The 14,668-nt window shown below is 69.9% G+C and carries 16 protein-coding genes; 9 read left to right on the forward strand and 7 right to left on the reverse strand.

Annotated elements, in window-relative coordinates; translation table 11 throughout:
- Nucleotides 1-66 precede the first annotated feature (66 nt).
- From ACIRVH_RS06145 to ACIRVH_RS06165, 5 genes are read left to right on the forward strand one after another with little or no spacing between them, the layout of a single operon-like run.
- Nucleotides 67-282, forward strand: coding sequence for a hypothetical protein (locus tag ACIRVH_RS06145; protein ID WP_403948590.1), 216 nt, complete (start codon nucleotides 67-69; stop codon nucleotides 280-282).
- Between the two features lie 16 nt (nucleotides 283-298).
- On the forward strand, nucleotides 299-922 hold the full coding sequence (locus ACIRVH_RS06150; RefSeq protein WP_403948591.1) for a DUF1266 domain-containing protein: 624 nt from the start codon (nucleotides 299-301) through the stop codon (nucleotides 920-922).
- A 22-nt stretch (nucleotides 923-944) separates the two neighbouring features.
- On the forward strand, nucleotides 945-1,691 hold the full coding sequence (gene recO / locus ACIRVH_RS06155) for a DNA repair protein RecO (protein WP_386571960.1): 747 nt from the start codon (nucleotides 945-947) through the stop codon (nucleotides 1,689-1,691).
- Between the two features lie 20 nt (nucleotides 1,692-1,711).
- The gene (locus ACIRVH_RS06160; protein WP_403948770.1) at nucleotides 1,712-2,560 is read left to right on the forward strand and encodes an isoprenyl transferase; all 849 of its coding nucleotides are present in this window, start codon (nucleotides 1,712-1,714) and stop codon (nucleotides 2,558-2,560) included.
- Nucleotides 2,561-2,600: 40 nt separating this feature from the next.
- Nucleotides 2,601-3,926, forward strand: coding sequence for a histidine-type phosphatase (locus ACIRVH_RS06165; RefSeq protein WP_403948593.1), 1,326 nt, complete (start codon nucleotides 2,601-2,603; stop codon nucleotides 3,924-3,926).
- Here ACIRVH_RS06165 and ACIRVH_RS06170 read toward each other — a convergent pair whose 3' ends face one another.
- Genes ACIRVH_RS06170 through ACIRVH_RS06185 form a run of 4 tightly spaced genes read right to left on the reverse strand, consistent with a single transcriptional unit; the run spans nucleotide 3,927 to nucleotide 7,047 of the window.
- Entirely contained in the window at nucleotides 3,927-4,340 is a 414-nt protein-coding gene (locus tag ACIRVH_RS06170; protein ID WP_386571962.1) for a Fur family transcriptional regulator, read from the reverse strand.
- 60 nt (nucleotides 4,341-4,400) lie between these two features.
- Nucleotides 4,401-5,303, reverse strand: coding sequence for a metal ABC transporter permease (locus ACIRVH_RS06175; RefSeq protein WP_403948595.1), 903 nt, complete (start codon nucleotides 5,301-5,303; stop codon nucleotides 4,401-4,403).
- Complete coding sequence (locus tag ACIRVH_RS06180) at nucleotides 5,303-6,073, reverse strand: metal ABC transporter ATP-binding protein (RefSeq protein WP_403948772.1); 771 nt, start codon at nucleotides 6,071-6,073, stop codon at nucleotides 5,303-5,305. Before ACIRVH_RS06180 ends, ACIRVH_RS06175 begins: the two co-directional genes overlap by 1 nt.
- A gap of 17 nt (nucleotides 6,074-6,090) precedes the next feature.
- Nucleotides 6,091-7,047, reverse strand: a complete 957-nt coding sequence (locus ACIRVH_RS06185) for a metal ABC transporter substrate-binding protein (protein ID WP_403948596.1) — start codon at nucleotides 7,045-7,047, stop codon at nucleotides 6,091-6,093.
- A 161-nt stretch (nucleotides 7,048-7,208) separates the two neighbouring features.
- Here ACIRVH_RS06185 and ACIRVH_RS06190 point away from each other — a divergent pair, with 161 nt between their 5' ends.
- On the forward strand, nucleotides 7,209-8,591 hold the full coding sequence (locus tag ACIRVH_RS06190) for a glycine--tRNA ligase (protein WP_403948597.1): 1,383 nt from the start codon (nucleotides 7,209-7,211) through the stop codon (nucleotides 8,589-8,591).
- Between the two features lie 57 nt (nucleotides 8,592-8,648).
- On the opposite strand, the gene ACIRVH_RS06195 is transcribed toward ACIRVH_RS06190, so the two are convergent.
- Nucleotides 8,649-9,761, reverse strand: coding sequence for an endonuclease/exonuclease/phosphatase family protein (locus tag ACIRVH_RS06195; protein WP_403948598.1), 1,113 nt, complete (start codon nucleotides 9,759-9,761; stop codon nucleotides 8,649-8,651).
- A gap of 194 nt (nucleotides 9,762-9,955) precedes the next feature.
- Here ACIRVH_RS06195 and ACIRVH_RS06200 point away from each other — a divergent pair, with 194 nt between their 5' ends.
- Nucleotides 9,956-10,567 carry a LysE family translocator gene (locus ACIRVH_RS06200; protein ID WP_403948600.1) on the forward strand — a complete coding sequence of 204 codons (612 nt, stop codon included), beginning with the start codon at nucleotides 9,956-9,958 and terminating at the stop codon, nucleotides 10,565-10,567.
- A 36-nt stretch (nucleotides 10,568-10,603) separates the two neighbouring features.
- On the opposite strand, the gene ACIRVH_RS06205 is transcribed toward ACIRVH_RS06200, so the two are convergent.
- Nucleotides 10,604-11,656 (reverse strand): chitinase, encoded by a 1,053-nt coding sequence (locus tag ACIRVH_RS06205; RefSeq protein WP_403948602.1) that lies wholly within the window; start codon nucleotides 11,654-11,656, stop codon nucleotides 10,604-10,606.
- 199 nt (nucleotides 11,657-11,855) lie between these two features.
- Here ACIRVH_RS06205 and ACIRVH_RS06210 point away from each other — a divergent pair, with 199 nt between their 5' ends.
- Both ACIRVH_RS06210 and ACIRVH_RS06215 read left to right on the forward strand, forming a co-directional pair.
- Nucleotides 11,856-12,866, forward strand: a complete 1,011-nt coding sequence (locus tag ACIRVH_RS06210) for an aldo/keto reductase (protein ID WP_403948603.1) — start codon at nucleotides 11,856-11,858, stop codon at nucleotides 12,864-12,866.
- 25 nt (nucleotides 12,867-12,891) lie between these two features.
- Nucleotides 12,892-13,479, forward strand: a complete 588-nt coding sequence (locus ACIRVH_RS06215; protein WP_403948605.1) for a TetR family transcriptional regulator — start codon at nucleotides 12,892-12,894, stop codon at nucleotides 13,477-13,479.
- On the opposite strand, the gene ACIRVH_RS06220 is transcribed toward ACIRVH_RS06215, so the two are convergent.
- The gene (locus ACIRVH_RS06220) at nucleotides 13,472-14,584 is read right to left on the reverse strand and encodes a PQQ-dependent sugar dehydrogenase (RefSeq protein WP_403948606.1); all 1,113 of its coding nucleotides are present in this window, start codon (nucleotides 14,582-14,584) and stop codon (nucleotides 13,472-13,474) included. The two genes, ACIRVH_RS06215 and ACIRVH_RS06220, sit on opposite strands and share 8 nt — an antisense overlap.
- Nucleotides 14,585-14,668: the final 84 nt, after the last annotated feature.

Genomic DNA, 14,668 nt, shown 5'->3' on the forward strand with positions numbered 1-14,668 from the left:
TGGGCCACCAGTGGCATGCGAAGCGTGAAATTGCCGGTGGCAGGGGAGCCACCGGAGGTGGACGCGATGAAACTCCCCGTCGGCTCCTGCGCCGTCGACACCCGCACCGGACGCCTCGGCATCGTCATGGGGCACGAAGGGCCGTACGTCCAGCTGCGACCGTACGGCGGCGGGCGGGAGTGGGACGTCAGACCGGAGGCCGTCCGCCGGGCCACCCAGGCAGAGCGACTGAGCGCGGCGACGGCCCACGCCAACGCGCGCAGTCGGGGAGAGGTCCCTTGACGTAGGGTGCGGGCTCATGGCGCTGACGAGACTGCGAGAGTGGAGGAAACCCAAGGCCGCGAGGCGGTACCCCGTCCCGCTCACGATGCACCAGCTGTGGATGGTGTCGCTGAGCGCGCCGGTGAGCCACGACCGCGGCGCCTCCCGGAGCACCCTGTACCCGTTCACGCGGATCGACGACGACAGCGCCCGGCGCTGGCTGGCCGACCTGTGGGAGATCACCTCGCGCGAGAAGCTCGTCGGCCGGCTCGGCGGGCTGGCGCGCACCGGCTACCGGGTCCGCGCCCAGCAGCTCACCGGCGTGGCGCCGCTGGCCTGGGACGCCGCCCTGTACGTCGACGTCGCCCGCCGCGGCTTCGCCTGCGGGATGATCACGGAGCACGAGACCTGGACCGCGCTGAAGAGCATCGTGCCGTCGGTGGCGCGGACGTACGCCTCGTGGCAGGAGTACGCCGATCACTATCTGCTGGGGCGCAAGGTGTGGCGCGACGGGCTGCGCGGCACCGGGGACGCCGGCTCTCCCGCACCCCAGGCCACCGCCGACGCGCACCTGCGGTCCCTGCTCGATCCGGCGAACCGGGCCAGCCCCTGGAACCTCGCCCCCTGGGATGCCATCTATCAGCCCGACCACGCCCGCTGACTTCGTACGCGAGAATGGACGCATGAGTCTTTTCCGGGACGACGGCATCGTCCTGCGCACCCAGAAGCTCGGAGAAGCGGACCGCATCATCACGCTGCTCACGCGCGGTCACGGGCGGGTGCGTGCCGTGGCGCGTGGGGTGCGGCGGACCAAGTCGAAGTTCGGGGCCCGGCTGGAGCCGTTCTCCCACGTCGACGTGCAGTTCTTCGCGCGGGGCAGTGAACTGGTCGGGCGCGGGCTGCCGCTGTGCACGCAGAGTGAGACGATCGCTCCGTACGGTGGCGGGATCGTGACCGACTACGCGCGCTACACCGCCGGCACGGCCATGCTGGAGACCGCCGAGCGGTTCACGGACCACGAGGGCGAGCCGGCCGTGCAGCAGTACCTGCTGCTGGTGGGCGCCCTGCGCACCCTCGCCCGGGGCGAGCACGCCCCGAACCTCGTCCTCGACGCCTTCCTGCTGCGCTCGCTGGCCGTCAACGGCTACGCGCCCAGCTTCGGCGACTGCGCCAAGTGCGGAATGCCCGGTCCGAACCGCTTCTTCTCGGTGGCCTCCGGCGGCTCCGTCTGCGTCGACTGCCGGGTGCCCGGCAGCGTCGTACCCTCGCCACAGACCCTGGTACTCCTCGGCGCGCTGCTTACGGGAGACTGGGAGACGGCGGACGCGTGCGAGGCGCGCTACGTCCGGGAGGGCAGCGGGCTGGTGTCCGCCTACCTGCACTGGCATCTGGAGCGCGGACTGCGCTCCCTCCGGTACGTGGAACAGTGAGCAAGGGAGACGAGAAGCACATGGTCGTACGCGGGATCCTGGGCCGCCAGCGCCGCGAGTACAAGTCGCCGGAGCCGCACCCGTCCGGTGCCCGCGCGCCGAAGCTCCCGGGCGAGCTGGTACCGAACCACGTGGCGATCGTCATGGACGGCAACGGCCGCTGGGCCAAGGAGCGCGGGCTGCCCCGCACCGAGGGCCACAAGGTCGGCGCCGAGCGGGTGCTCGACGTGCTGCAGGGTTCCATCGAGATGGGCGTCCGCAACATCTCCCTGTACGCCTTCTCGACCGAGAACTGGAAGCGCTCGCCCGACGAGGTCCGCTTCCTGATGAACTTCAACCGCGACTTCATCCGCAAGACCCGCGACCAGCTGGACGAGCTGGGCATCCGGGTGCGCTGGGTGGGCCGTATGCCCAAGCTGTGGAAGTCGGTCGCCAAGGAGCTGCAGGTCGCCCAGGAGCAGACCAAGGGCAACGACCTGCTCACGCTGTACTTCTGCATGAACTACGGCGGCCGTGCCGAGATCGCCGACGCCGCGCAGGCGCTCGCCGAGGACGTGAAGGCGGGCCGCCTCGACCCCTCCAAGGTCAACGAGAAGACCCTCCAGAAGTACATGTACTACCCGGACATGCCGGACGTCGACCTGTTCCTGCGCCCCAGCGGCGAGCAGCGCACCTCCAACTACCTGCTCTGGCAGAGCGCGTACGCCGAGATGGTCTTCCAGGACGTCCTGTGGCCGGACTTCGACCGCCGCGACCTGTGGCGGGCCTGCATGGAGTTCGCCTCCCGCGACCGCCGCTTCGGCGGGGCCGTCCCGAACGAGGAACTCCTCGCCATGGAAGCCGCGATGAGGGGTGACGCCACCTCATAGCCATCGGCGGTTCACCCGGGCCGCCGAGGATGCGGGACTCATGAGACGTCTCACGCCTGTCCTCGCCCTCGGCGCCCTGCTGCTCACCGCGCTGCCGGCCCATGCGTCCGACGGTCCCGCGCACCGGGACTCCTACGGCACCAAGGCGCCCTACGCGCCCGGGCAGAGCCCGCGCACCTACCAGCGGACCCCCGCCGGCTACACCCCCGTCTTCACCGAGAACGTCTCCCGGCACGGCTCCCGAGCCGCCACCGACAGCGAGGACGGCGACCTCGTCCTCGCCCTGTGGGACAAGGCGCAGGAGCAGGGACAACTCACCCACAAGGGCGAGGAGTTCGGGCCGACGGTACGGGCCCTGCAGGCCGCCATGGCGCAGATCGGCTACGGCAACCTCAGCGGGCGCGGCAAGCAGGAGCTGAAGGACGCGGCGGCGCGCATGCAGCAGCGGCTGCCCTCCCTGTTCGGGAAGATCGCCGCGGACGGCGAGAAGATCGACGTGGTCAGCTCCGGCCAGGGCCGGGCCGTCGACAGCGGCACCGCCTTCACGGGCGCGCTCGCCGAGGCCGACCCGGCGCTGGGGCCGCTGATCGGGCCCACCCGCACCGACAAGGACCTGCTGTACTTCCACAAGGCGGCGGGCGGCGCGGCCTACCGCGACTACATCGCGCACGACCAGCGCCTCGCGGACACCCTGAAGTCGATCACCGACCAGCCCCGGACGCACCAGGCCGCCCACAGCGTCCTGCGCAGGATCTTCAAGGACGACTTCGTCGACCGGATCGCCGACCAGGTCCCGGCCGCGCAGGCCGTCTACAACCTGTACGCCATCGCGCCCGCGATGAGCGAGGAGAGCCCCGACGGGCAGGGCTGGGGCATGGAGCGGTACATCTCCCGCTCCGACGCGGCCTGGTTCGGGTACCTGAGCGACGCCGAGGACTTCTACGAGAAGGGTCCCGGCTTCGCCGACAGCGACATCACCTACAAGATGGCCGGTGTCCTCCTGGACGACTTCTTCAAGCAGGTGGAGGCCAAGCGGGCCGGCACCAGCGACCTCGGCGCCGAACTGCGCTTCACCCACGCCGAGGAGATCATCCCGCTGGCCGCGCTGATGGGCCTGCCCGGCAGCACCGAGCCGGCGACGCCCGGGGAGCCGTACACCTACGCCGACAACCCCTGGCGGGGTGCCGCCGTGTCCCCCCTGGGCGCCAACATCCAGTGGGACGTCTTCCGGGGCGGCGACGACTACCTGGTCCGCATGCTCTACAACGAGAAGGAGACGGCCTTCAAGGCGGGCTGCCGTCCCGTCGCCAAGGGCAGCGCCTTCTACGACCTGGACGAGCTGGAGCGGTGCTTCGGGCGCGACTGATCAGCGCTTCGCGGCACACTCGGCACAGGTACCGAAGATCTCCACGGTGTGTGCCACGTTGACGTAGCCGTGTTCCGCCGCGATGGCCTCGGCCCACTTCTCCACCGCGGGGCCCTCGACCTCCACCGCCTTGCCGCAGCCGCGGCAGACGAGGTGGTGGTGGTGTTCGCCGGAGGAGCAGCGACGGTAGACGGACTCGCCGTCGGAGGTGCGCAGGACGTCGACCTCACCGGCGTCGGCGAGGGACTGCAGGGTGCGGTAGACCGTGGTCAGGCCGACCGAGTCGCCCTTGTGCTTGAGCATGTCGTGCAGTTCCTGCGCGCTGCGGAACTCGTCGACCTCGTCGAGGGCCGCCGCCACGGCTGCGCGCTGCCGGGTGGAGCGGCCCTTCACAGGCGGTCCAGCGGTCGTCACCGTCGTCTCCTCACGTCTCGCGTCTGCCCGGGCCATTGTGCCAGCCCGGGCTGTGCGCGGTCAGACGCCGACCTCGTCGCCCGCCCCTCGCGTGGCCGGAATCGAGCATTCCGCGGGGTCGCCCGCGGGCTGTGCCGCGGCGGCCGCGCGGGCGCGTCGGCGGGCCAGTGGGGTGGCCAGGGCGGTGAGGACGACGAACGCTCCGATGGTCAGCAGGACGATCGTCGCACCGGGCGGAACGTCCTGGTAGAACGAGGTGACCGTGCCGCCGATCGACACGGTGACGCCGATGGCGACGGCGATCGCGAAGGTCGCGGCGAAGCTGCGGGTGAGTTGCTGCGCGGCGGCGACCGGTACGACCATGAGCGCGGAGACCAGGATCAGGCCGACCACCCGCATCGCGACGGTCACGGTGACCGCCGCCGTGACGGCGGTGAGCAGGTTCAGGGCGCGCACCGGAAGCCCGGTGACCCGCGCGAACTCCTCGTCCTGGCTGACCGCGAACAGCTGGCGGCGCAGTCCGAGGGTCACGGCCACCACGAACGCGGCGAGGATCATGATCGCGGTCACGTCCGAGGGGGCGACCGTTGACAGCGAGCCGAACAGGTACGACATCAGGTTGGCATTGGAGCCGCCCGGAGCGATGTTGACGAACATCACGCCGCCGGCCATGCCGCCGTAGAAGAGCATCGCGAGGGCGATGTCGCCGCGGGTCCTGCCGTACCAGCGGATCAGTTCCATCAGCACCGAGCCGAGCGCGGAGACGGCCGTCGCCATCCACACCGGTGAGGCGTTCAGCAGGAAGCCGAGGCCGACGCCGGTCATCGCCACGTGCCCGATGCCGTCGCCCATCAGGGGCTGGCGGCGCTGGACGAGGTAGATGCCGATCGCGGGCGCGGTGATGCCGACCAGGACGGCCGCGATGAGCGCCCGCTGCATGAAGGCGTAGTCGAGGAGGTTCATCAGCTCAGCAGTCCCGTGCGGAGAGGTTCGGAGCCCGCGGGTGCGTGCGGGTGTACGTGGTCGTGGCCGGGCAGGGCGTGCTGGCCGACCGCCTGCGGGGGCGGCCCGTCGTGCAGCACACAGCCGTCGCGCAGGACGACCGCGCGGTCGATCAGGGGCTCCAGCGGGCCCAGTTCGTGCAGGACCAGCAGGACCGTCGTACCGGCCGCGACCTGTTCGCGGAGCGTGCGCGCGAGCACCTCCTGGCTGGCCAGGTCGACGCCCGCCATCGGCTCGTCCATGATCAGCAGCTGGGGCTCGGCGACCAGGGCGCGGGCGATCAGCACCCGCTGGTGCTGGCCGCCGGAGAGCGCGGTCACCGAGTCCTTGGCGCGGTCCGCCATGCCGACCAGCTCCAGGGCGCGCTGTACGGCCGCCCGGTCCGCCTTGCGGAAGACGCCGAAGCGGGTGCGGGCCAGGCGGCCCGAGGAGACGATCTCGGTGACCGTGGCCGGGACGCCGCCCGCGGCCGTGGTGCGCTGCGGTACGTACCCCACGCGCGCCCAGTCCCGGAAGCTGCGGCGCGAGGTGCCGAACAGCTCGATCGAGCCGCCGCTGACCGGCACCTGGCCGATGATGCTGCGCACCGCCGTCGACTTGCCGGAACCGTTCGCGCCGAGCAGCGCGACGACCTCACCTCTGTGCACGGTGAGATCGATGCCGCGCAGGACCGGGCGCGAGCCGAGTTCCGCGGTCACCCCGCGCATGGCTATGACGGGCTCGCCCATGATGTCGTCCTCCGTGCCGGTCACTTGGCGCCCAGGGCCTGCTGGAGGGCCTTGAGGTTGGCCTCCTGGACCGAGAAGTAGTCGGTGCCCCGGGACTTTTTCGTGATGCCCTCGAGCGGGTCGAGGACGTCCGTCCTCAGGCCCGCGTCACCCGCGACGGTCTGCGCGGTCTTGTCGCTGACGAGCGTCTCGTAGAAGACGGTGGTGACGCCGTCGGCCCTGGCCATCGTCTCCAGGTCCTTCACGCGCGCGGCGCTGGGCTCGGACTCGGGGTCGAGGCCGTTGATGGCCTCCTCGGTGAGGCCGTAGCGCTCGGCGAGGTAGCCGAAGGCGGCGTGCGTGGTGATGAAGACCTTGCTCTTCGTGTTCGCGAGGCCGTCCTTGAACTGCGCGTTCAGGTCGTCCAGCTTCTTGACCAGGGCCGCGGTGTTCTTCCGGTAGTCGGCCGCGTGGTCCGGGTCGGCCTTCTCGAAGGCCTTGCCGACGCCCTCGGCGACCTGTGCGTAGCGCACCGGGTCGAGCCAGATGTGCGGGTCCTTGCCGCCGGACTCCTCGCCCTCGTGCGTGTCGTGCGCGGCCGCGTGGCCGCCGACCTCGTTGCCGTGCTCCTCCAGCGTGGTCAGGGAGGCAGCGTCGATCTTCGTCTTCACCGGGGACTGGGCCACCGCGTCGTCGACGGAGGGCTGGAGGTTCTTCAGGTACAGGACCGCGTCGGACTCCTCCATCCCGGCGATCTGCTGCGGGCTGATCTCCAGGTCGTGCGGCTCCTGGCCGGGGGAGGTCAGCGTGGTGACGTGGACGTGGCTGCCGCCGATCCGCTCGGCGAGGAAGGCCATCGGATAGAACGACGCGACGACGTCGAACTTGCTCGTGTTGCCCGCGGCGCTCGCGCCGGAGCAGGCGGAGAGGGCGGCGAGGCCGAGGGCGGTGACCGCGGTCGTCGCCACCGCGGGTATGAGCTGTCGTCGTACGTTCATGACAGTCATTTTCAACAAAAATGGAAACCGTTGTCAACAAGGCGGGTGAGAGGTCCGAGATGGGGGGCCGATTTGGCCGTGGGGGAGCCTGCGCCGGTAACCTGAATCATTCGCTGGAAGCATCTCGCTTCAACGCCCGTCGTCGTAATGAAGAGAGCACCGTGGCCGCCGACAAGATCGACACCATCGTCAGCCTGAGCAAGCGCCGTGGCTTCGTTTTCCCCTGCAGTGAGATCTACGGCGGACAGCGTGCCGCCTGGGACTACGGACCGCTGGGTGTCGAGCTCAAGGAGAACATCAAGCGCCAGTGGTGGCGCTACATGGTGACGTCGCGCGAGGACGTGGTCGGTATCGACTCGTCCGTCATCCTGGCCTCCGAGGTCTGGGTCGCCTCCGGCCACGTCGCCACGTTCACGGACCCGCTGACCGAGTGCACCTCGTGTCACAAGCGGTTCCGCGCCGACCACCTGGAAGAGGCGTACGAGGAGAAGAAGGGCCACGCCCCGGCGAACGGCCTGGCCGACATCAACTGCCCGAACTGCGGCAACAAGGGCCAGTTCACCGAGCCCAAGCAGTTCTCGGGTCTGCTCTCCACCCACCTCGGCCCGACCCAGGACTCCGGCTCCGTCGCCTACCTGCGCCCCGAGACCGCCCAGGGCATCTTCACCAACTTCGGTCAGGTGCAGACCACTTCGCGCAAGAAGCCGCCGTTCGGCATCGCCCAGATGGGCAAGTCCTTCCGCAACGAGATCACGCCCGGCAACTTCATCTTCCGCACCCGCGAGTTCGAGCAGATGGAGATGGAGTTCTTCGTCAAGCCGGGCGAGGACGAGACGTGGCAGGAGTACTGGATGGAGCAGCGCTGGAACTGGTACACCGGCCTGGGCCTGCGCGAGGAGAACATGCGGTGGTACGAGCACCCGAAGGAGAAGCTCTCCCACTACTCCAAGCGCACCGCTGACATCGAGTACCGCTTCCGGTTCGGCGGCAGCGAGTGGGGCGAGCTGGAGGGTGTCGCCAACCGCACCGACTACGACCTCACCGCGCACTCCAAGGCCTCCGGCCAGGACCTCTTCTACTTCGACCAGGAGGCCGGCGAGCGCTGGACTCCGTACGTCATCGAGCCCGCGGCCGGTGTCGGCCGCACGATGCTGGCCTTCCTGCTCGACGCCTACGTCGAGGACGAGGCGCCGAACGCCAAGGGCAAGATGGAGAAGCGCACGGTGCTGCGCCTGGACCACCGTCTGGCTCCGGTGAAGGTCGCGGTGCTCCCGCTGTCCCGCAACCCCGAGCTGTCCCCGAAGGCCAAGGGTCTCGCCCAGGCGCTGCGTCAGCACTGGAACATCGAGTTCGACGACGCGGGCGCCATCGGCCGCCGCTACCGTCGCCAGGACGAGATCGGTACGCCGTACTGCGTCACCGTCGACTTCGACACGCTCGAGGACAACGCGGTGACGGTCCGTGAGCGCGACACCATGAAGCAGGAGCGCGTGTCGCTGGACCAGATCGAGGGCTACCTCGCCAGCCGCCTGCTGGGCTGCTGACCCGAAGCTCGTCCCGGTGCCGGACCCCTGTTCACAGGGGTCCGGCACCGCTGCGTTTCAGAGGTCCAGGTCCACGAACAGTGCCGCGTGGTCGGAGGCCGCCTCGCCCTTCGACTTGACGGTGTCGAAGGACTTGATGCCCTTCGCGAAGATTCCCCGGGTCTCCACGCCGACGTGCTGCACCTCGGGCCACAACGACGGCGGGAGCAGGATGTAGTCGAGCTTGTCCCGCTCGGTCTTGCACTCACCGTGGGTGCCGGGCACTCCGCGATAGGCGTGATGACTCATCACGTCACGCAGACCGGTTTCCCCCAGCTCCACGGCCGGCGCGCTGTTCGGGTCGTCGTTGAGGTCGCCGGCGACGACGACGTGCGGGGTGCGCTCCAACGCGGCCTGGTAGATCTCCGCGACCCGCCTGGCCTGGGCCAGCCGCAGTTCCGGATCGTCCTGGAACTTGCTCTTGAGATGGTTGCCGAGGATCACGAGCGGGGATCCGTCGAGCCGGATCTCGAACTCGGGGCAGTCACGGCTGAAGAGGCGCTCGTCGGGGCGTTCCGGGTTGGTGTCGAAGATGTGGGTCCGTACGGACGTGATCGGGTGCCGGCTGAGTATCCCGACGTCGATGCCCCGGGCGTCGTTGCCGTCGATCAGCAGGTTGTACGGGTACGGCCGCCTGCCCAGCGCCCCGGCCAGGATCTGTGTGTTGAAGCGCTCCAGGGTGAGCCGGTCCTCGACCTCCACCGTGAGCAGGATGTCCGCGTCGACCTCGGAGACCACCCGGCCGGTGTTGCGCACCACGTCCAGGTCGAGGTCGTCCTGCCCCAGCTCGGCCCAACCGGCCCACCCGGAACGGCCCTTGGCGAGGAACTCGATGGTGGTGTCCTTGCCCGACCCGTGCGGCCTGAACAGCCCGGAGCCCTCGCCCGGACGGGACTGGTTCACGAAGATCGACGGCGGGTTCTGCGCGTCGACGGCGTACGCCCGGTACTTCAGGATGAGCCGGGTGATCTCCGCCTTGTCCGCGTCCTGATAGACCGGCAGATCGAGGAGAGTGACCAACTTGGCGAAGTCGCTGAGGACTTCCTCGCGATCGGCCGGCTTCGAGAGGCGGAAGGCCGTGGGCCGGCGGAAGAGGTTCTCCATGTTGAAGGTGGCGATACGGATGGTCATCGCGGGCCTCCTCGGCGGCGCGAGTGCACCGCACGGCCGACGGCAGGCGCCGCCTGAGAGACTGCTCGCCGACAGTCCCATTCTCCGAGCCCCGCCGAACCGTGTCCAACGGAGCCGGTCTTTTCGAATTGGTCCCCCATGAAGGCCCGGGATTGGCCCTGTCCGGGGATCACCCGGATCGCCAGGGTGGCCTCATGAGCCTTGCCTTTCTGCTGACCACCCTGGTGGTCGTCGCCACCCCGGGTACCGGCGTCGTCTACACCCTCGCCGCCGCCCTGTCCCACGGCCGCCGGGCGAGCGTGGTCGCCGCGTTCGCCTGTGCGCTCGGGATCGTGCCGCACGTCCTCGCCACCGTCACCGGGCTCGCCGCGCTGCTGAACGCGAGCGCGGCCGCCTTCCAGGTCCTCAAGTACGCCGGTGTGGCCTACCTGCTGTACATGGCGTGGGCGACGCTGCGGGACAAGGAGGCGATCGTCGTCGAGCGGGAGAGCGGGCCCCGGTCGGCGGCACAGGTGATCGTCCGGGGCGTGCTGGTCAATCTGCTCAACCCCAAGCTGACGATCTTCTTCTTCGCCTTCCTGCCCCAGTTCGTCAGCCCCGACGAGCCGCACGCGCTCCCGCGCATGCTGGGCCTGAGCGGTGTCTTCATGCTGCTGACCTTCGTCGTCTTCGCCCTGTACGGCGTGCTGGCCGCCTCCGTGCGCAGTCAAGTCATGTCCCGGCCCAGGGTCATGGCCTGGCTGCGACGGAGCTTCGCGGGGTCCTTCCTCGCGCTCGGCGCCAAACTCGCCCTCACGGCCCGCTGAAGGACGGCTGCCGGAGCTGGTGGCGCGGCAGGGCCGTCAGCGGCCCTGCAGCGCCTTCACGTTGTCGCCGAAGGTCCAGTTCTTCGAGCCGTCCCAGTTGACCGACCAGGTCATCAGGCCCTTGAGCGAGCTGCCGTAGTGCTTCCAGGCCTGGGAGACCAGGGACGGTGACATGTAGCCGCCGCCCGCGCCCGACTGCGCCGGCAGCCCCGGAACCTGCTTGTCGTAGGGCACCTTGACGGTCGTGCCCTGCACCACCAGCCCCTTGTCGAGGCAGTCGGTCTGGGCGGTGAAGCCCGCGACGGTGCCCGCCGAGTAGGAGTCGCCCGAGCAGCCGTACATGCTGCCGTTGTAGTACTGCATGTTCAGCCACCACAGCCGGCCGTTGTCGGCGTACTTCTTGATGATCGGCAGGTACGCGCCCCAGATCGAGCCGTAGGTGATGCTGCCGCCGGTGACATAGGCGGTCTCCGGGGCCATCGTCAGGCCGAAGCCGGACGGCATCCGGGCGAGAACGCCGTCGATGATGCGGATCAGATTGGCCTGGGACGTGGACAGTTGGGAGATGTTCCCGCTGCCCACCAGTCCGGTCTCGATGTCGATGTCGATACCGTCGAAGTTGTACTTTTTCAAGATCGGGACGATGGTCGCCACGAACCGGTCGGCGACCGCGCTGGAGGAGAGGTCGATGCCCGCCGCCGCGCCGCCGATCGAGAGCAGGATGGTCTGGCCGGACGCCTTGGCCGCGCACATCTCGGCGGGCGTGGCCACCTTCACACCGCTGTCCATGCCGTCCTCCCACAGGGCCGTGCCGTCCGAACGGATGACCGGGAAGGCCGCGTTGAGGACGTTGTAGCCGTGCGCGGGGATGCGGGAGTCGGTGATGGGGGTCCAACCGAAGGGCGGGTGGACCCCGTTGGCCGAGCCGTCCCAGTTCTCCCAGTAGCCCTGGAGCACCTTTCCGGCCGGGCGGGACTTCACGGCGCAGGTGTCGGCGGCCGAGGCGGTGGGGGCGGCGGCGATCGCGAGGGGGGCGAGGACGGCCGTGGTGAGCGCTGCGGTGAGCAGCCTGAGCGTGCGGCGGAGCATGCGGATCCTCCCGGTGGGGGTGCGGTGAGGTGTCGTAGGCATGACAGTGCGTCGTCCGTGGGGGTGCGCTGTCCATGACAGTGCATGTGGTCCAGACCTCTCGTCAATAGGTCTGGACCAACTGGCGACCCGATGGGGGCTGACAACTATGGACTGACAGATATTGAAATCTGTCATCTGTCATGACAGGGTGGAGGACATGACGATGCGAACCCGAACCCTCGGAACCACCGGCCCCCAGGTCTCCGCCCTCGGCCTCGGCTGCATGGGCATGTCCGCGCTGTACGGCGACGCCGACCGCGCGGAGTCCCTCGCGACCGTCCACGCCGCCCTGGAGGCGGGCGTGACGCTGCTGGACACCGGCGACTTCTACGGCATGGGCCACAACGAGATGCTGATCGGTGAGGCCCTGCGCTCCGCGCCCGCCGCCCGGCGCGAGCAGGCGCTGGTCAGCGTGAAGTTCGGCGCCCTGCGTGGCCCCGACGGCGGCTGGAGCGGCTACGACGGCCGGCCCGCCGCGGTGAAGAACTTCGCCGCCTACTCCCTGCAGCGCCTCGGCGTCGACCACATCGACGTCTACCGGATCGCCCGCCTCGACCCGGACGTGCCGATCGAGGAGACCGTCGGCGCGATCGCCGAACTGATCGAGCAGGGGTACGTCCGGCACGTCGGCCTGAGCGAGGTCGGCGCCGAGACCATCCGGCGGGCCGCCGCCACCGCGCCGATCGCGGACCTGCAGATCGAGTACTCGCTCATCTCCCGCGGGATCGAGGAGTCGATCCTGCCGGCCACCCGTGAGCTGGGCATCTCCGTCACCGCGTACGGAGTCCTCGCCCGCGGCCTGATCTCCGGCCACTTCTCCCGCGACCGGCAGCTGGCCGCGAACGACTTCCGCGCCTACTCGCCCCGCTTCCAGGGCGACAACCTCCAGCACAACCTGAACCTGGTCGACGCGCTCCGCAAGATCGCCGAGCAGAAGGGCGTGACGGTCGCGCAGATCGCCGTCGCCTGGGTGCTCACCCGCGGCGAGGACATCGTGCCGCTGGTCGGCGCCCGCACCCGCGAGCGGCTGAGCGAGTCGCTGGGCGCGCTGGACGTGACCCTGGACGAGTCCGACCTGACGGCGATCGAGCAGGCCGTGCCGGCGGACGCCGCGGCCGGCGACCGCTACCCGGCCTCCGCCATGGCTCATCTCGACAGCGAGCGCTGACCATGGCGCCGGGTACGGTCTAGGCATGGCACCGCCCACCGAGACCCTGACCGCCGAGCGCATCCTCGAAGCGACCGAGGAGGTGCTGCGCCGCCACGGCCCGGCCAAGGCCACGGTGGTCGACGTGGCCCGCGCGCTCGGCGTCAGCCACGGCAGCGTCTACCGGCACTTCCGTACCAAGGCGGTACTCCGCGAGGCGGTGACCAAGCGGTGGCTGGACCGGACCTCGCAGAACCTCGCCGGCATCGTCGCCGGGGACGTCTCTCCCGAGGACCGGCTGCGGGCCTGGCTGGCGGCCCTGTTCGAGGCCAAGCGGCACAAGGCGGGCGACGACCCGGAGCTGTTCCGGACGTACACGGTGCTGACCGAGGAGAACGTCACGGCGGTCGGCGAGCACATCACCGACCTGACCGCCCAGCTCACCCGGATCATCCAGGACGGTGTCGCCGCCGGTGCCTTCACCGCATCCGACCCGGCCGCCACCGCCCGCGCGGTCTTCCAGGCCACGGGCCGCTTCCACGACCCGGGCTACGCGCGCGAGTGGCGGCAGCCCGGAGTCGAGGAGGAGTTCACCGCGGTGGTGGACCTGTTGCTGCGCGGTCTGCTCACCTGACGGTGACCCTGAGGATCTTGTCGAGCTGGTAGCCGTTCCGGTCGGTGCCGAGCCACAGTTCGTTCGTGCCGGGGACCTTGGCGAGGGCGCGCAGCTTGCCGTAGGCGCCGTTGTAGAACGCGGTCAGCTTGCCGACGCTCCGCCCGTCGGCGTTGATCGGCAGCCGCCACAGCCGCTCTCCGCGCAGCGTCGACGCGTAGACGGTGTTGTCGACGACGGCCAACTGGGCGGGCACGCCTCCGTCGCTCGGCTTCCACACCGCCTTGGGGTTGGTCATGCCCGCGGCGGCGCAGCCGCCCTCGCAGGCGGGCCAGCCGTAGTCGGCGCCCGGCTGGATCAGGTTGAGTTCGTCCCAGGTGTCCGCGCCGATCTCGGACTCCCACAGCCTTCCGCGGGTGTCCCAGGCGAGGCCCTGGGGGTTGCGGTGGCCGAGGCTGTAGACACGGTTGCCGAACGGGTTGCCGGGCGCCGCGGCGCCGGTCCTGGTGATGCGCAGGATCTTCCCGTTGAGCGAGTTCCTGTCCTGCGCCAGGGCACCGTCGAGGGCGTCGCCGGTCGTGACGTACAGGTATCCGTCGGGGCCGAAGGCGATGCGGCCGCCGTTGTGGTCGCCGCCCCGGCGGATCCCGCCGAGGACGATCGTGTAGCCGCTGAGCGAGGTGCCGTCGAAGCGCATCTTCACGACCCGCGTGCCCTCGGCAGCCGTGTGGACGAAGAACACGTCCCGGTCCGTCGTCCCGTTCCAGGTGGGGGAGGGGGTGACGCCCAGCAGTCCGCCGTTGCCCACGCCGGCACCGGCGGTGCCGTTGACCGTGTTCGGCACCGCACCCACCTTCTTCTTGGAGCCGTCACGCCCCTGAAGCCACACCGTGGAGCTGTGGCGCTCTGTCACCAGGGCCTTCTTTCCGCCGGGCAGGAAGGAGACGCCCCAGGGCTCCGTCCAGCCGGCAGAGAGGGTGGAGGCGGCCGCCGGCGCACTGCCGCCGGCCGGGGCCTGGGTCGCCACGGCCGCCGGCGCCCACTGCACGGCACAGGCGGCGAGGACGGCGGTGGCGGTGGTGAGGGCGGCTGCGCCCGGGCGGACACGGTGCGCTGCATGCGCCAAGCGTGACATTACGTTCCCTTTTCTGACGAGGTGTAGGGAAATGGCCATTGGAGTATCGAAGGCCCGCGGACGGGCGGGCCACTG

It is taken from the genome of Streptomyces sp. NPDC101165 (genome assembly GCF_044768135.1).
Lineage (GTDB): Bacteria > Actinomycetota > Actinomycetes > Streptomycetales > Streptomycetaceae > Streptomyces.

What these genes read in the sequence shown, in the direction of transcription:
- ACIRVH_RS06215 (WP_403948605.1), top strand. Translation starts at nt 12,892, where the DNA reads ATGGCACCGCCCACCGAGACCCTGACCGCCGAGCGCATCCTCGAAGCG.
- ACIRVH_RS06145 (WP_403948590.1), top strand. Translation starts at nt 67, where the DNA reads ATGAAACTCCCCGTCGGCTCCTGCGCCGTCGACACCCGCACCGGACGC.
- ACIRVH_RS06150 (WP_403948591.1), top strand. Translation starts at nt 299, where the DNA reads ATGGCGCTGACGAGACTGCGAGAGTGGAGGAAACCCAAGGCCGCGAGG.
- recO (WP_386571960.1), top strand. Translation starts at nt 945, where the DNA reads ATGAGTCTTTTCCGGGACGACGGCATCGTCCTGCGCACCCAGAAGCTC.
- ACIRVH_RS06185 (WP_403948596.1), bottom strand. Translation starts at nt 7,047, where the DNA reads ATGAACGTACGACGACAGCTCATACCCGCGGTGGCGACGACCGCGGTC.
- ACIRVH_RS06205 (WP_403948602.1), bottom strand. Translation starts at nt 11,656, where the DNA reads ATGCTCCGCCGCACGCTCAGGCTGCTCACCGCAGCGCTCACCACGGCC.
- ACIRVH_RS06160 (WP_403948770.1), top strand. Translation starts at nt 1,712, where the DNA reads ATGGTCGTACGCGGGATCCTGGGCCGCCAGCGCCGCGAGTACAAGTCG.
- ACIRVH_RS06165 (WP_403948593.1), top strand. Translation starts at nt 2,601, where the DNA reads ATGAGACGTCTCACGCCTGTCCTCGCCCTCGGCGCCCTGCTGCTCACC.
- ACIRVH_RS06195 (WP_403948598.1), bottom strand. Translation starts at nt 9,761, where the DNA reads ATGACCATCCGTATCGCCACCTTCAACATGGAGAACCTCTTCCGCCGG.
- ACIRVH_RS06200 (WP_403948600.1), top strand. Translation starts at nt 9,956, where the DNA reads ATGAGCCTTGCCTTTCTGCTGACCACCCTGGTGGTCGTCGCCACCCCG.
- ACIRVH_RS06210 (WP_403948603.1), top strand. Translation starts at nt 11,856, where the DNA reads ATGACGATGCGAACCCGAACCCTCGGAACCACCGGCCCCCAGGTCTCC.
- ACIRVH_RS06175 (WP_403948595.1), bottom strand. Translation starts at nt 5,303, where the DNA reads ATGAACCTCCTCGACTACGCCTTCATGCAGCGGGCGCTCATCGCGGCC.